The 15,744-nt window shown below is 65.7% G+C and carries 10 protein-coding genes and 1 pseudogene; 4 read left to right on the top strand and 7 right to left on the bottom strand.

The annotated features are described in order from the left end of the window. Positions 1-9 precede the first annotated feature (9 nt). Positions 10-2,586 carry a DNA mismatch repair protein MutS gene (gene mutS, locus EJC47_RS12340; RefSeq protein ID WP_126848204.1) on the top strand — a complete coding sequence of 859 codons (2,577 nt, stop codon included), beginning with the start codon at positions 10-12 and terminating at the stop codon, positions 2,584-2,586. Here the strand turns inward: mutS and EJC47_RS12345 are convergent. Next, positions 2,583-3,803, bottom strand: a complete 1,221-nt coding sequence (locus tag EJC47_RS12345; RefSeq protein ID WP_126848053.1) for a hypothetical protein — start codon at positions 3,801-3,803, stop codon at positions 2,583-2,585. The two genes, mutS and EJC47_RS12345, sit on opposite strands and share 4 nt — an antisense overlap. A 74-nt stretch (positions 3,804-3,877) precedes the next feature. Continuing rightward, positions 3,878-4,564, bottom strand: coding sequence for a GNAT family N-acetyltransferase (locus EJC47_RS12350; RefSeq protein ID WP_126848055.1), 687 nt, complete (start codon positions 4,562-4,564; stop codon positions 3,878-3,880). A gap of 168 nt (positions 4,565-4,732) precedes the next feature. Here EJC47_RS12350 and EJC47_RS12355 point away from each other — a divergent pair. Continuing rightward, positions 4,733-7,478: pseudogene (locus EJC47_RS12355) on the top strand ([protein-PII] uridylyltransferase). 60 nt (positions 7,479-7,538) lie between these two features. Here EJC47_RS12355 and EJC47_RS12360 read toward each other — a convergent pair. Then, positions 7,539-9,377: a methyl-accepting chemotaxis protein gene (locus EJC47_RS12360; protein WP_126848058.1), complete on the bottom strand. Its 1,839-nt coding sequence runs from the start codon at positions 9,375-9,377 to the stop codon at positions 7,539-7,541. A gap of 259 nt (positions 9,378-9,636) precedes the next feature. Between EJC47_RS12360 and EJC47_RS12365 the strand changes: the two genes are divergently transcribed. Continuing rightward, positions 9,637-10,020 carry a VOC family protein gene (locus tag EJC47_RS12365; RefSeq protein WP_126848060.1) on the top strand — a complete coding sequence of 128 codons (384 nt, stop codon included), beginning with the start codon at positions 9,637-9,639 and terminating at the stop codon, positions 10,018-10,020. A gap of 31 nt (positions 10,021-10,051) precedes the next feature. Here EJC47_RS12365 and infC read toward each other — a convergent pair whose 3' ends face one another. From infC to EJC47_RS12380, 3 genes are all read right to left on the bottom strand, one after another. Beyond that, positions 10,052-10,555 (bottom strand): translation initiation factor IF-3, encoded by a 504-nt coding sequence (gene infC, locus EJC47_RS12370; protein ID WP_231565245.1) that lies wholly within the window; start codon positions 10,553-10,555, stop codon positions 10,052-10,054. Positions 10,556-10,787: 232 nt separating this feature from the next. Next, positions 10,788-12,791, bottom strand: coding sequence for a threonine--tRNA ligase (gene thrS, locus EJC47_RS12375; protein ID WP_126848072.1), 2,004 nt, complete (start codon positions 12,789-12,791; stop codon positions 10,788-10,790). A 160-nt stretch (positions 12,792-12,951) separates the two neighbouring features. Then, the gene (locus EJC47_RS12380) at positions 12,952-14,208 is read right to left on the bottom strand and encodes a methyl-accepting chemotaxis protein (RefSeq protein WP_312845343.1); all 1,257 of its coding nucleotides are present in this window, start codon (positions 14,206-14,208) and stop codon (positions 12,952-12,954) included. Between the two features lie 294 nt (positions 14,209-14,502). On the opposite strand from EJC47_RS12380, the gene EJC47_RS12385 reads away from it, so the two are divergent. Further along, positions 14,503-14,925: a hypothetical protein gene (locus EJC47_RS12385; RefSeq protein ID WP_260591561.1), complete on the top strand. Its 423-nt coding sequence runs from the start codon at positions 14,503-14,505 to the stop codon at positions 14,923-14,925. Here the strand turns inward: EJC47_RS12385 and EJC47_RS12390 are convergent. After that, on the bottom strand, positions 14,922-15,737 hold the full coding sequence (locus tag EJC47_RS12390) for an LD-carboxypeptidase (protein WP_126848076.1): 816 nt from the start codon (positions 15,735-15,737) through the stop codon (positions 14,922-14,924). The genes EJC47_RS12385 and EJC47_RS12390 overlap by 4 nt on opposite strands. Positions 15,738-15,744 lie beyond the last annotated feature (7 nt).

The following is a 15,744-nucleotide window of genomic DNA, read 5'->3' on the forward strand; positions in this document are numbered from 1 at the left end:
CCCACCCCGATGATGGCGCAATATTTCGCGCTGAAGGCCGAGGCGGCGGATTGCCTGCTGTTCTACCGCATGGGCGATTTCTTCGAATTGTTCTTCGACGATGCGAAGGTCGCCGCCGCCTGCCTCGACATCGCGCTGACCACGCGCGGCGAGCATCACGGCGTGCCGATCCCGATGTGCGGCGTGCCAGTCCATGCCGCCGATGCCTATCTCGCACGGCTGATCAAGGCCGGGCACCGCGTCGCCATCGCCGAGCAGACCGAGAGCCCGGCAGAAGCCAAGAAGCGCGCGGGCAAGACGTTGGTCTCCCGCGCGATCGTCCGCGTGGTAACGGCGGGGACGCTGACCGAGGAGGCGCTGCTCGATGCGCGCGCCGCCAATTGGTGCGTGGCGATCGGCGAGGTTGGCGGTGCGGTCGCGATTGCCGCTGCCGACATTTCGACCGGGCGGTTCGAGCTGATCGCGTGCGATGCCGCCGGATTGGGTGCCGAACTCGCCCGGCTCGCCCCGGCGGAGACCATCGCGTCGGAAGCGAGCGGCTTTGCCGAGCTCGCGACGATGCTGCGCCCGCGCGGCGAGTTCGACAGCGCGCGCGGCGAGGCGCGGCTGAAGGACCTGTATGCCGTCGCGACGCTCGACGGCTTCGGCCAGTTCGACCGTGCCGCCTTGTCGGCGGCGGGCGGACTCGTCGCCTATCTCGATCACACCGCCAAGGGCGCGATGCCCTTCCTGCGCCCGCCGCGCCTCGGGCAAAGCGCCCAGCACATGGCGATCGACGCTGCCACGCGCGAAAGCCTGGAACTGACCCAGACGACGAGCGGCACGCGCAAGGGCAGCTTGCTCGACGCGATCGACCGCACGGTGACGGCGGCGGGCGCGCGCCTGCTCGCCGCCGATCTCGGCGCCCCGCTGATGGAACGGAGCCGGATCGAGGCGCGCTACGATCTGGTCACGCTGCTTACCGAGGATTCGGGGCTGCGCGAGTCGCTGCGGGGGACTTTGCGCAGCATGGCCGATATCGGCCGCGCACTCGGGCGGCTGGCGGCGGGGCGGGGCTCCCCACGCGATCTCGGGCAATTGCGCGACGGGCTCGATGGCGCGTGGCGGCTGGGCGAGCGGCTCGACCGGATCGACCAACCGCCTGCGCTGCTGAAGGATCTTGCCCCGCGCTTGCGCGGGCATGGCGCGCTGATCGACTTGCTGTCGCGCGCGCTCGTGCCGTCACCCCCGATCGATGCCTCGGACGGCGGCTATATCGCGGCGGGCTATGACGCCGCGCTCGATGATCTGCGCGATGCGGGCGCGGGCGGCCGGCGCGCGATCGCCGCGCTCGAGGCCGACTATCGCACGCGGACCGGCGTCGCCCAGCTCAAGATCCGTCACAATGGCGTGCTCGGCTATCATATCGAAGTCCCCGCGCGCGCAGCCGATGGTCTGATGAAGCCCGATAGCGGCTTCATCCACCGCCAGACGATGGCGGGCGCGGTGCGCTTCAACGCGCCCGAACTGCACGAAGTCGCGGCCAAGGTAACGCAAGCCGGTGCCCATGCATTGGCGGCCGAGGCAGCGCATCTCGAGGATCTGATCGCCGCCGCGCTCGACCGGCGCGAGGCGGTGGCGGCGACCGCGGATGCGCTCGCCCGGCTCGATGTAGCCGCCAGCCATGCCGAGCGCGCGGCGGAAGGCGGCTGGGCCCGCCCCGATCTGGTCGATCACGCCTGTTTCGACATTGTCGGCGGGCGGCACCCGGTGGTCGAGGATGCGCTGGCCAAGCGCGGCGAACGCTTCGTCGCCAATGACTGCCGCCTGTCGGAAGACTCGCGGCTGTGGCTCGTCACCGGCCCCAATATGGGCGGAAAATCGACCTTCCTGCGCCAGAACGCGGCCATTGCCGTGCTGGCGCAAGCGGGCAGCTATGTCCCCGCGACCAGCGCGACGCTAGGGCTGGTCGACCGGCTGTTCAGCCGCGTCGGCGCGTCGGACAATCTCGCGCGCGGACGCTCCACCTTCATGGTCGAAATGGTCGAGACCGCCGCGATTCTGGCGCAGGCGACGCCACGTAGCTTCGTCATCCTCGACGAAGTCGGGCGCGGCACTTCGACCTATGACGGGCTCGCCATTGCCTGGTCGGTGGTCGAGGCGATCCATGACGACAATCGCTGCCGCTGCCTGTTCGCCACCCATTATCACGAGCTGACACGCCTTGCCGAACGCTGCGACGCGCTCACCCTCCACCACGTCCGCGCCCGCGAGTGGAAAGGCGAGCTGGTGCTGCTGCACGAAGTGTCCGAAGGCCCGGCCGATCGCAGCTACGGCCTGGCGGTCGCGCGGCTGGCGGGTCTGCCGCCCGCCACCATCGCGCGCGCCAAGGCGGTGTTGGCAAAGCTGGAAGCAGGCCGCGCCAAGACCGGTGGGCTGGCAGCGGGGTTGGACGATCTGCCGCTCTTTGCCGCCGCGATGGAGGTGGAGGAAGAGCAAGCCGACGCGATTCGGGCGGAGGTAGAGGCGCTCGACATCGACGCGCTCACCCCGCGCGAGGCGCTGGAAACGCTCTACCGGCTAAAGGCGCTCGCGCGTCAGGGTTAAAGCAGCGCCACCACCGCGCCCCCCGGCACGGTCGGAATCAGGATCATCAGCACCGCCAGCATCGCGACGGGGCGCGAACGCCGCGCCAGCACACGGAGACCGCTCGCTGCGGCCAGCGCAATGCCCGGCCACAGCACCGCATAATAACGCGACTGCGCGATCGTCTGGTCGCCGATCCGCTCGAACGCGCTCCATCCGAACCAGAAATGGATCACCAGCGTCACCCCGAGCGCAGCCAGGAAGGGCCAACCAATTGCGCCGACACGCTGGTCGGCCCGGCTCCCCACCATGGCCAACGCGATCGGTGTCAGCGCCAACAGCGCGGAAACGGCGACGGGCACCTGATATTCCGCCGCCGGCCATTTATTGGCCAGCGTGCCAAGAAAGAACGCGGCATAGCCCCAAATGTCGATCTGCGGCCGGTCGGCCAGCGCTGCGCCATACACCGCCTCATTGACGTAAAGCAGATGGCCGGTGCGCGCATAAGTGACGAGATAGGGCAGCGCCCCGATGGCGGCCCCAAGCGCAATCAGCCAGAGATCGGCACAGCGCCACGGGCTGCGCCCCCGCACCAGTGACCAGCCGCGCGCAACGATCACCGCCGCGCCGAGCGAGACGAGCGCGGTCAGCTTGGTCCACCCCGCCAACGCGAGCCCCAGGCCAAGCAGCCACGCGCCGCCCCCTGCGCTGGTCAGCCCGGCAAAGACGATCGCCGCGGCGACATTCGCCAGATTGTCGTTGTTGACGATCCCGCCGATCAGCGGCGCCTTGGGAAAGCAGGCGATCAGCAGCGCGAACACCGCCCGGTCGCCGTTGCCCGCCAGATAGCGCGCGCCCGCCCAAAGCCCGATCGCCAACGCCGCAAGCGCCAGCGCGACATTGGCAAGCCGCAGCACAAGGACGTCGGACGTGACCCGCAGAATCTGCCCGATCGCCATGTAATACAGCGGCGGATGGTTGATGTAATTGCCCGCCGCCGTCCACCGCGTCGGATCGTCCCGGCTGAGCATGCGATAGCGGGCAGCATCGGCAAACGGTGCGGGATGTTCATATTGCGCCCGCGCGACTGACACATGCGCCAGCTCGTCAAAGGTCGAGGGATAGGGCATCTGCAGCGCGATAGCGGTCGTCAGCACGGCGAACGCCGCCAGAACGACCATCGCGCAGGTCCGCCAGCCGGGATTCCAGCTTTTCGTCAGGATCGGCGGAATCTGCATCGCCGCCTCTCTGGCACGACAGGGTTTACCGGCGCGTTACCATGGCGGCAGTCCTGGCGGCGATGTTCGATATTCTACCCCCGCGCGATCACCGTATAGATCAGCTCCCGCCGCGTCTCGAAGCCGAGCGCGCGGTACAGCGCCACCGCCGGATTGTCGGGATAGCTGTGGAGAAACACCCCCTCTCCCCCCGCGATCAGCGGCGCGATTACCGCTTCCATCAACGCGCGCGCAAAGCCTTGACCGCGAAAATCGGGGTGCGTGCAGACCGCGCTGACTTCGCTGAACCCCGGCACCTTCATCCGCTCGCCCGCCATCGCGACCAACCGCCCAGCGCGTCGCACGCCGATATAGCCGCCTTGCAGATGCGTCGCCGCGAAGAACGGGCCCGGCGCGGTCAGCGTTGCCAGCGCCAGCATCTCGGGCGCATCCTCGTCGCCCAGACGCACGATTTCCACGTCGCGCGCCGCGCGGTGCAGCCGCGTCGCGACCATCTGGTTGAGCCGCCGCTCCGATACAATCGCCGTCCCCGGCGGCGGCACGGCTGGCCCCACCCCGATCAGGCCGAGCGTGCCGCCGTCCGGGACGAGCGCAGCTAACGCCGCCAGTGCCTCAGCGGAATCGTCGGCGGCCTCGCCAAACAGGTTGACGTCAGGCCGGAAGCGCAGCGCGCGACCGTCGCCGATCGCCAGCGCGTTCTGGCGGCCGGTAAGACTGTGCCAGATCGGTCGATCGAGCGGCGAGAATGGCAGATTGGTCATTGGCCCCTTACACCCGAGAAGCGCGGCGCGGCGCATCCCGGCCCTTGCCATCAAACCACGCCACCCTCCGACACTGTGCATCATGAAACCCCGGCACGACAAGGTTGGGCTGCGGCCCCATGCGCATCGCGCGTGGACGCGGATCGCCCGACCCCCTATCTGGAGCGCATGCCGCCACGCTTTGAAACCCTCCCGCAACGCCGTTCGATCATCGATCGGCGTACCGTCGCCGATGCGCTTGCCGCGCTCGAGGGGGATCGCAACACTTTGCGGAACGCGGCAACCGCCTTGCTCAAGCAAGCGCTCGACGCAGGGCGTGCCGAGATCGGGCGGCGGTTGATCGAACATCCTTCGCGCGGGTTGGAGGCAGCGGCGGGCCAGGCCTTCCTGATCGACCAATTGCTCCGCTTGCTCTACGATTTCACCGTCCAGCGCCTGTATCCGATGAGCAATCCGACCGCGGCCGAGCGTATCACGATCATCGCGGTCGGCGGCTATGGGCGCGGTGAAATGGCCCCCTATTCCGATGTTGATGTCGGCTTCCTGACCCCCGGCAAACAACCGCCCTGGGCCGAGCAAGTAATCGAGACGATGCTCTATGCGCTGTGGGATCTCGGCCTGAAAGTCGGCCATAGCAGCCGCTCGCTCGACGAGATGGTGCGCCAGGCCAAAAGCGACGTGACGATCCGCACCGCCTTGCTCGAAGCACGCTATGTGTGGGGCGATCAGGCGCTGTATGACGAGGCCGCGCGCCGCTTCAAGGTCGAGGTGCAGGCCGACACCGCACGCCAGTTCATCGCCGACAAGCTCGCCGAGCGCGACGTGCGGCACCACAAGATGGGCGACACGCGCTATGTCGTCGAACCCAACGTCAAAGAAGCGAAGGGGGGCCTGCGCGATCTGCACACGCTCTTCTGGATCGGCAAATATGCCTATAACGTCACCGAACCCGCCGAGCTGGTCGAGGCCGGGCTGCTCAGCCGCGATGAATATCGCCAGTTCTACCGCGCCGAGAATTTCCTGTGGGCGGTGCGCTGCCACCTCCACGCCATTTCCGGCCGCGCGGAAGACCGGCTGACCTTCGATTTGCAGCGCGAAATTGCCGAGCGGATGCGCTTTGCCGATCGCCCCGGCAAATCCAAGGTCGAGCGCTTCATGCATTATTACTTCCTGCAGGCGCGCACTGCAGGCGACCTCACCGGTGTGTTCCTGGCACATCTCGATGAGAAGTTCGCGGCGCGTGGGCGGCGCTTTGGCTTTCCGACGCTGCGGCGTTCCCCACGCAAGCTGAACGGCTTCACCCTCACGCGCGGTCGGCTGGCCATCCCCAATGACGGCTTTCTCGCTGAGAAGCCCGTGCGGCTGATCGAGCTGTTCGCGCTCGCCGACAAACACGGGCTGGAAATCCACCCGCTGGCGATGCGCGCCGCCGCGCGCGACGCGAAGCTGGCCGACGACATCCGCCAAGATCCGACCGCCAACGCGCTGTTTCTTGAGGTGCTCACCTCGCCGCGCGACCCCGAAACCGTGCTGCGCTGGATGAACGAGGCGGGTGTGTTCGGCCGTTTCGTGCCCGATTTCGGCCGCGTCGTCGCGCAGATGCAGTTCGACATGTACCATCACTACACCGTCGACGAACACACCATCCGCGCGATCGGGCTGCTCAGCCGGATCGAGCATGGCGAGCTGGAGGCCGACCATCCGCTGTGCACGGTGCTGCTGAAACAGATCGTGTCGCGCCGCGCGCTGTTTGTCGCGGTGCTGCTGCACGACATCGCCAAGGGGCGCGGTGGCGATCATTCGGTGCTGGGGGCGGAGGTCGCGCACCGGCTGTGCCCGCGCCTGGGGCTGAGCCCGGCCGAGACCGAAACCGTCGCCTGGCTGGTGCGCTATCACCTGCTGATGTCGGCGACCGCGTTCAAACGCGACCTGTCCGACTTCAAGACCATCCTCGATTTCGCAGAAGCCGTGCAAAGCCCCGAGCGGCTGCGGTTGTTGCTGCTGCTGACGGTCGTCGACATTCGCGCGGTCGGCCCCGGCGTGTGGAACGGGTGGAAACGGCAATTGCTGTCGGACCTCTACGAATCCGCCGAGGAAGTGCTGCGGCTCGGGCACAAGCAAAAGGGGCGCGGCGAGCGGATCGCCGCCAAGCAGGAGGCGTTACAGGCGCTGCTGGGCTGGGATGCGGCGCAGTTCGACCATCTCGTGCGCCGCTTGCCCGAACCTTATTGGGTGGCCGAACCCGAGGACGTGATCGCCCGCAACGCCCGGCTGATTGCCGAGGCGGGCGACGCGCAATTGTCGATCACCGCGCAAGTCTATCCCGAACGCGGGGCGACGCTGGTCACCGTTTATGCCGCCGACCATCCAGGGCTGTTCTACCGCATCGCCGGGGCGATCAGCGTCGGCGGAGGGAACATTATCGACGCGCGCATCCACACCACCCGCGACGGCATGGCGCTCGACAATTTCCTGGTACAGGATCCCTTTGGTCGCCCGTTCGACGAGAGCGCGCAGCTCTCACGGCTGAAACAGGCGATCGCGGACGCGCTTGCCAAATCGCGGCAAGATGATCGACCGACTGATGGCCAAGCCGCTGACCCGCCCGCGCGCGGAAGCGTTTGCGATCGCGCCCAACGTGCTGATCGACAATAAGGCGTCGAACCGCTTCACTGTCATAGAAATCAACGCGCGTGACCGGCCAGCCTTGTTGCACCAACTGGCGCACGCGCTGTTCCAGTCCAAGGTGACGATCCATTCGGCACATGTCGCCACCTATGGCGAGCGCGCCGTCGACACCTTCTACCTGACTGATTTGACGGGCGACAAGATTGCAGCGCCGAGTCGGCTGAAGACGATCGAGCGCCGCTTGCTCGGCGCGGCGGCGGGGGAGCGTATGGCGGACGCGGCGTAAAGTCTGCCGGGGCGGGATCGCTGCGAGGGCCTGTCCCGCAGGCGATCCACGTCGCTCCGGTCAATGCACCTGAAATCCGCCCGATGCGATCGCCTTTGGCCGCCGTGCGGAACTGCCGCCGGCATCGCCGCGATGGTCGCGGACCTTGGCCCCCACCCGCGCGCCGTCGGTATCGCGGGTCTTGAACCGGCTGGCATTGCGATCGAGGCCATCGACTTCGGTCGCCAGGTTGCGTGCGGCGGCGGAGGTCTGCTCCACCATCGCGGCATTTTGCTGTGTCGCCCGGTCGATATCGTTCACTGCCCCTGCGATCTCCTTGATGGTGGTGGCTTGTGTGCGGTTCTCGGCGGCCATGCGTGACACCAGCGACAACACTTGCTCCACGCTGCCGGAAATATTGGAAAGCGCCCCATCGACATCCTGCACCGCACCAACGGCGGTGCCGATATCCTCCTGGGTCGCGGTCAATTGCCCGCGCGCGCGCTTCGCCTCCTCTTCGGACCGCATTGCCAGCGCCGAGACCAGGTCGGCGACCACGGCGAAGCCGCGTCCGGCGTCCCCTGCGCGCCCCGCTTCGACCGCGGCATTCATCGCCAGAACACGCGTCTGGAAAGCGATCTTGTCCAGCCCTTCGATGACGCTGTCGATTCCCATCGCGCCGTCCAGCACACGGCTCATTGCCGACACGGCATGCTCGGCGGTGTTGCGACCGGCGACCACGTTCGACACCGCTTGCTCGGTCTGATCGACGGTCTGGCCCGCCGATCGCGCCGTCTGCACCAGCACGCCCTCCATCTGTGTCAGCGACGCAGACGCCTTTTCGAGACTGGCGGCATTGCCCTCGGAACGCCGGGCGAGGTCATCCGCCGCCAGCGCGATCTCGTTGGAGCCGGTGCGGATGCCGTGACACGCATCGGTGACCGAGGCCATCAGCTCGCGCAGATCACCGACCGCGCCGTTATAATTCTGCTTAAGCTCCTGATAGTTATCCGGAAACACTTCGCGGATCTGCGCGGTCAGATCTCCGTCCGACATCGCCTTCAAGTGGCGTGAAAGCGTATCGACCACCGCATGCTGCGCGATATCTTCCGCCGCCTTGGCGCGATCGGCGGCTGCCTTGGCCACCGCCACGTCGCGGAAGGTGCCGAGGGCGCGCGCCATGTCACCCAATTCGTCAGACCTGGCGAGACCGGGAATGTCCGTCGCGGTATCGCCCGCCTGAAGCGCCCCCATGCGCGCGGTCAGCGCGTTGAGCGGTCGGGCGATCGAGCGAGCGAGCAACCAACCCAGCGCCGCCATCGCCAGAATCCCGAGCAGCGCAAGGCCAACCAGCAAGGACGCTTCGCCCCAAATCGCCGCCCAGGCGTCGGTCTGATAGGCACCGGTGCCGATCACCCAGCCCCACGGCGCGAACTTCTTCACGAACGAAATTTTGGGTTGCGGTGCCTCGGAGCCTGGCTTGGGCCAGCGATAGGCGACAAAGTCCCCGTCCGGATTGCGCTCGGCCGCCTTGACGAACTCCACGAACGGAAAACGCCCATCCGGGTCGGTGGTCTGGCGAAGGTCCTTGCCCTCCAGTTCCGGCTTGACCGGATGCATGATCATCCGGGGCAACAGATCGTTGACCCAGAAATACTCTTTGCCGCTGTAGCGCATCCTGCGAAGGGTGGAGAGCGCACCGGCCTGCGCCTGTTCACGGGTTAGGCGACCATCGGCCTCCTGCGCCTGATACTGCTCGACCACGCCATATGCGGTTTCCAGGGTTGCGCGGGTTTGCATCGCCTCGTCGTGCAGCATGACACCGCCCAACCGCAGCAATGCAACGCCAAGACCAAGCGTCATCGCACAGAGCGCCGCCAATGTAAGAAGGTGAAGTCGACGGCCGATATTCAAACGCATCTCATAATCCTCGGTACCCTGAGTGCATTATAGACGGGAGCCGAAGAGGGCGCGGAAGCGCGACAACATTGATTTCGAAAGTCGATTTGCCGAATGCAGCGGCGTTCCGGGTGAGCGGATATGCTGCGCGAAACATGCCTTTTATAGGGGATCGGCTGGCTGCGTTCCTGCTTTCGCGAGGCGTATTCCGTGATATCGTGCCCGTCGCCCCGCTGCCGTCGGCGAAGCTCGGGGCAAAGGACATCACAAGGAGGATTGCATGCCCGTACTCGGCATTGGCGGCCTGTTCTTGCGCAGTAAGGATCCCGATGCGCTGTCCGCCTGGTATCGCGATCATCTCGGAGTCGGTGCGGGTTGCGTTTCGGTCGAGGGAGCGACGGCGGACCCGTGGTCCTGGCTGGCACAGGGCGGGCCCGTTATATTCGCGCCATTCGCCGCCGATTCCGATTATTTTCCGGCAGACCGACAGTTCATGCTCAACCTGCGTGTGGCGGATCTGGACGGCTTGATCGCCAATCTGACCAGCGCGGGAATCGACGTTCTGACCAAGCCCGAATGGGACGACCCGGCGACCGGACGCTTTGCCCGAGTCCACGATCCGGAGGGACGCCCAATCGAGCTGTGGGAAGCACCCGCAGACTGACGCGGGGCGGGCAGGGTGCCCGCCCGACCTATTATTTCGGGGCGAGCACCATCAGCATCTGGCGGCCTTCCATGCGCGGATAGGCTTCGACCTTGGCGGTTTCCGCCACGTCGGCCTGCACACGCTGGAGCAAGATCATGCCAAGCTGGCCGTGGCTCAATTCACGGCCGCGGAAGCGCAAAGTGATCTTGACCTTGTCGCCTTCGTCGATGAACTCGAGCACCTTCTTCATCTTGGTGTCGTAATCGTGGTCATCGATGTTGGGACGCATCTTGATCTCTTTGATCTCCTGCGTCTTTTGCGACTTGCGTGCGAGGTTCGCTTTCTTCTGCGCCTCGTACTTGAACTTGCCGACATCGAGGAACTTGGCGACGGGCGGATCAGCGTTGGGCGACACCTCGACCAGGTCCAAACCGACCTCGCGCGCCTGCTCCATCGCCTCGCGCGTGTACATCACGCCAAGATTTTCACCGTCCTGATCGATCACGCGGACCTTGGACGACACAATGAATTCGTTGAAGCGAGGGCCGTTCATTGGCGGCGCCTGCCGGGTCATGGGAGGACGGATAGGTGTAGCTCCTGTCGTTGTTGATGGACTGATATAGGGGATTTTCGGGCAAAACGAAAGGTCGGCTAGCGCTTCTCCGTCACCCCGGCCTTGTGCCGGGGTCTACCGCGCAAAACATCCCGGAGGATTTGCGGAGAAGTGGGCCCCGGCACAAGGCCGGGGTGACGGGTATCCCTTTGACCAACTTGCCGTAAAAGCGTCACAGGTCCGGGGCCTTGGCCGCCTCGGTCAGCATCGCGATCGCCTCGTCCAGCGTCAGGAATTGCTGCCGGTCGCTGCCCAATTGCCGCAAGGCGACCTTGCCCTCTTCGGCCTCGCGCTTGCCGACGACGAGCAGGTTCGGGACCTTCGCCAGCGAGTGCTCGCGCACCTTATAGTTGATCTTCTCGTTGCGCAGATCGGTCTCGACCCGGATCCCCGCCGCCGCCAGTTTCGCGGCCACTTCGGTGGCATAGCCATCCGCATCGGACACGATCGTCGCGACCACCGCCTGCACCGGTGCCAGCCACAGCGGGAAGCGCCCGGCATGGTGCTCGATCAGGATGCCGATGAAGCGCTCGAACGTGCCCAGAATCGCGCGGTGCAGCATCACCGGGCGGTGGCGCTCGCCATCCGCGCCGACATAGCTGGCGTCGAGTCGCTCAGGCAGCACGCGGTCCGACTGGATCGTACCGACTTGCCACGTCCGCCCGATCGCATCGGTCAGGTGGAATTCGAGCTTGGGCGCATAGAACGCCCCCTCGCCCGGCAGTTCTTCGAAATTGGCCTTGATCGTCTCGCTGAGCTTGGAGCCGAGCACCGCCTGGCGCAATTCGTCCTCGGCCTTGTCCCACATCTCGTCGCTGCCGAAGCGCTTGTCGGGGCGCAGCGCCAGTTTCACCGCGTAGTCGGAAAAGCCGAGATGCTGGTACACGCTGTCGAGCAATTCGCAAAATTGCTGCACTTCCTCGACCAATTGGTCCTCGCGCACGAAGATATGCGCGTCGTCCTGCGTGAACTGGCGCACGCGCATGATGCCGTGCAGCGCGCCATGCGGCTCGTTGCGGTGGCAGCAGCCGAATTCGGCCATGCGCATCGGCAGGTCGCGATAGCTCTTAATGCCCTGGCGGAAGATCAGCACATGCGCCGGGCAGTTCATCGGCTTCAGCGCCATCAGATCGGCGGTGCCGCTGAAGATCGCCGCGTCATCCTCGGTACCCGGAATTTCGTCGGGCACGACGAACATGTTCTCGCGATATTTGCCCCAATGGCCGGACTGCTCCCACTGGCGCGCGTCCATCAATTGCGGGGTCTTCACCTCGACATAGCCCGCTACGTCGAGCCGGCGGCGCATATAGGCCTCCAACTGACGCCACAGCATATAGCCCTTGGGGTGCCAGAACACGCTGCCTTGCGCTTCGGACTGGAGATGGAACAGGTCCATTTCCTGGCCGATCTTGCGATGGTCGCGCTTGGCCGCTTCCTCGAGCATCGTCAGATGCGCGTCGAGCTGCTTCTTGTTCAGCCAGCCAGTGCCGTAAATACGGCTGAGCATCGCATTCTTCTGGTCGCCGCGCCAATAAGCGCCGCTAACGCGCGTCAGCTTGAACGCCTGCGGATCAAGCTTGCCGGTCGATGCCAGATGCGGCCCGCGGCACATGTCGAGCCACGCGTCGTCACCCTTGCCGGCCTTGTAGACCGTCAGTTCCTCGCCCTCAGGCAGTTCGGCGGCCCATTCGGCCTTGAAGCTTTCGCCCTGCGCGGTCCAGCGCGCGATCAGGTCGGCGCGGCTCCACACTTCGCGGATCAGCGGCTCGTCCTTGCCGATGATGCGGCGCATCTCAGCCTCGATCGCGGGCAGATCCTCGTCGGTGAACGGGCGATCCTTCGGCGCGAAATCGTAATAAAAGCCGTCGTCGGTCGAGGGACCGAAGGTGATCTGCGTCCCCGGAAACAGGTTCTGCACCGCCTCCGCCAGCACATGCGCATAATCATGCCGCGCCAGTTCCAGCGCGTCGGCCTCGTCCTTCGCCGTCACCAGCGCGAGCGCGCTGTCGCCTTCGAACGGGCGCATGATGTCGCGCAATTCGCCATCGACGCGCGCGGCGATCGCCGCTTTCGCCAGCCCCGGCCCGATCGCTGCGGCCACATCTGCGGGGGTAGTCCCCGGGGCTACCTCACGGACGGAACCGTCGGGCAGCGAGATGCGGAACAGGGCGGACATCGGGATGGGATCTTTCTTTGGCTTATAGGAGCCCCGGCGCTTAAGCCGGGGCTGCCGATATAAGCAAGCGCGGGCGATCCGTCACCCTCCGCCAATTACCGCCACCTGCAGGCCGGAGGGTCGCACCGCCCGGCCCGCGTGGGTACATGCATGCGTGCGCTCAGCAATGACCGCCGACCCTCGTTTCCAACAGCGCCGTCGGCGGGGGCATCCGTCGGCCCTGCTCGACCTGGAAACGATCGGCCTGGGCGGACAACTGCCCCACTTCGCCGGTCAGATTGCGGGCGGCAGCCGAGGTTTCCTCGACCATCGCGGCATTTTCCTGCGTCGACCGGTCGATCGCGTGGACGGCCAGGCTTACTTCGGTGATCGCGCCGGCCTGTGCTTCATTATCCTTGGCGATCTGCTTGGCCAGAACGGTGACACGGTCCCCCGAGGTGAGGATGACGCCGAATGCCTCGTCCACCTGCTGTACCGCATCGACCGCTGCGCCGATATCGACCCGCGTGACGCCCAGCTGGTCGCGCGCGCGCTTGGCCTCTTCCTCGGCGCGCATCGCCAGCGCAGAGACCAGATCGGCCACCACCGCAAAGCCGCGACCGGCATCGCCCGCGCGCCCGGCCTCGACCGCCGCGTTCATGGCGAGAACGCGTGTCTGGAACGCGATCTTGTCGAGCCCGCCAATCACGTCGTCAATGCCCTTGGCGCTGTCGAGCACGCGCGTCATCGCCTGCACAGCGGCATCGGTGCGCCCGCGTCCTTCGAGCACCGCCGCATTGGCTTGCTCCGAGGTTTCGACCGATTGCGACGCGGCAAGGGCCGTCGCCTTGAGCCGCGTATCGACCTGCTGGATCGCGGCGGTGGTCTGCTCCAGGCTTGCCGCCGTGCTTTCGGTGCGGCGCGCGATGTCATTTGCTGCCTGGGCGATTTCGTTCGAGCCGCCCTGAATGTTGCTGGCGCTGGATTTGACCGAAGCAAGCAAGGTCCGCAAATTTCCAAGCGCCTCGTTGTAGCTATTCTTCATCGGCCCATAAGCCGCCGGGAAATTTTCCGTAATATCTGCGGTGAGGTCGCCATTAGAAAGCCGCCCCAGCTTGTCGACCATCGTCCTGGTGACCGTCGCATTGAGTTCCGAATTCTGCTCCAGTTCTTCGTTCATGACGACCTGCTTCTGGGCGTTATCGCGAAACGCGAACATCGCCTTGGTCATGCGTCCGACGCAATCGGTGAATTCGGTGAATTCGATCGGCGACTGGAGATCGCCGGAGGCGAGCCCCTCCATCCGCACGACCGTCGCGACATAGGGGCCGGCGATCGCCTCGCGGAAAAAGTGCGCCATCCCGAGGCCGACCGTGGTGGCAATCACGCCGACCAGTAACGCGCCCTTGGGATTCACCCACATTGCGCAGGTGGTCACGGCCAATAAAGCAACGAAAAACCCGAAGGCTACAAGGAGTTTCAACCGGACGGGCGCTGACGCTTTAAACCAATACACGTAGGATCTCCTGAAATCATGCTTTAGAACTAGAGAGATCGTCTGCGCACAAGTTGCGAAGACGCCGACCCGGTTATTGTAGGGGAATTATCGGGAAGCGTTGCGCGCAAACGAAAATCTTGCCTCCCTCCGCCATTGCCGATTGTCGACGCGACCCATTATGGTGCGCGCCGAAACCCGCGGAGATTGCTCGCCTGTCGGCCAAGGAACGGGATGATGCTAACCGGATTGCTGGTGTACACGATCATCGTGATGCAGTTTTTCCCCGAAACGGCGGTCGCACGGTGGTTGGATCGCACGGTGGCGATCACACGCGATGTGTTTGGCAGGATCGAGCGTCGACACCTCATCTTTCTGATGCTGACGGCCGTCATCCTCATCGCCGGTGCGGAGTTGCTGGCGATCGCCGGGCCGTTCGACATGGCGCTGGTCGTGCTGTGGGACGTGTCGACCTATATCGACATTGTTCTGACGACCGCGGTGATCGCGACCGCCACGCGCGGCAGCGCGGGTTGGCGCGCGATTATCGCCCGTCTCCTGCCCCGCCGTGCGCCGCGCGCGCGGCGTCGGCGCGGCGTCCGGGCCACCCCGCCCTCCGCCAATGACGACGACCGACCGGCCTTTGCCCGCGCGGCTTAGGCCACCCCGAACGGTACCACGCGATTGCTGCGAACATGGCCGATCTCGGCGCGGCCGAGATAAGGCACGCGCATCTCGCCGCACCAGCGCGCGATCATCGTTTCAAGGCTTTCGCCCCAGGGCGGATCATTGTCCGGCACTTCGCTGATCTGGCCCAGCCGGACGCCCGCAAGTCCCTTCAACTGCGTCGCATGGGCCATGGTGAACAACATGCGGTCAACGCGGTAGAGCGGCTCGGACACTTCCTCGACGATCAGCACATGATCGGTGAGGTCGGGCAGCCACGGCGTGCCGATCAGCGCGGTCAGGATCGCGAGATTGAACGCCGCCGCCGGTCGCCCGTCCAGGCCGGGTTCGAGCACGCTGCGATCCTTCTTCGTCAGCCACAGCAAGGACCGCGCAAACGCCGCACCGCCGTCTCCACTGCCCGCAACCGACGCCATCGGCCCATGCACCGGATGTCCGACCTTGGCGGCATACAGCGCGCCGAGCAGGAAGCCCATGTCGGAAAACCCCAAATAGGTCTTGCGCCGCGCCGCCGCGCCCAGTTGCGGCATCACGCTGTGCAGGATGCGGTTGGAGCCATAGCCGCCGCGCGCGAACCAGATCGCATCGAACGCGGGGTCATTAGCGACCTCCAGGAACGCCGCCGCGCGCACCGCGTCGGACCCGGCGAAATGCCCTTCGCTGAGGAAGCATTGCGGGTGAAACACCAGATCGACCTCGGGCATCGCCACCGCCGCCAGCCCGAGCGCACGCGCCGCCAGCGCTTCATCGATCCCGCGTGCGGGTGCCACCACCCCAATCTTCATGCCATCA

The organism is Sphingomonas sp. TF3, from assembly GCF_003985085.1.
Taxonomy (GTDB): domain Bacteria; phylum Pseudomonadota; class Alphaproteobacteria; order Sphingomonadales; family Sphingomonadaceae; genus Sphingomonas.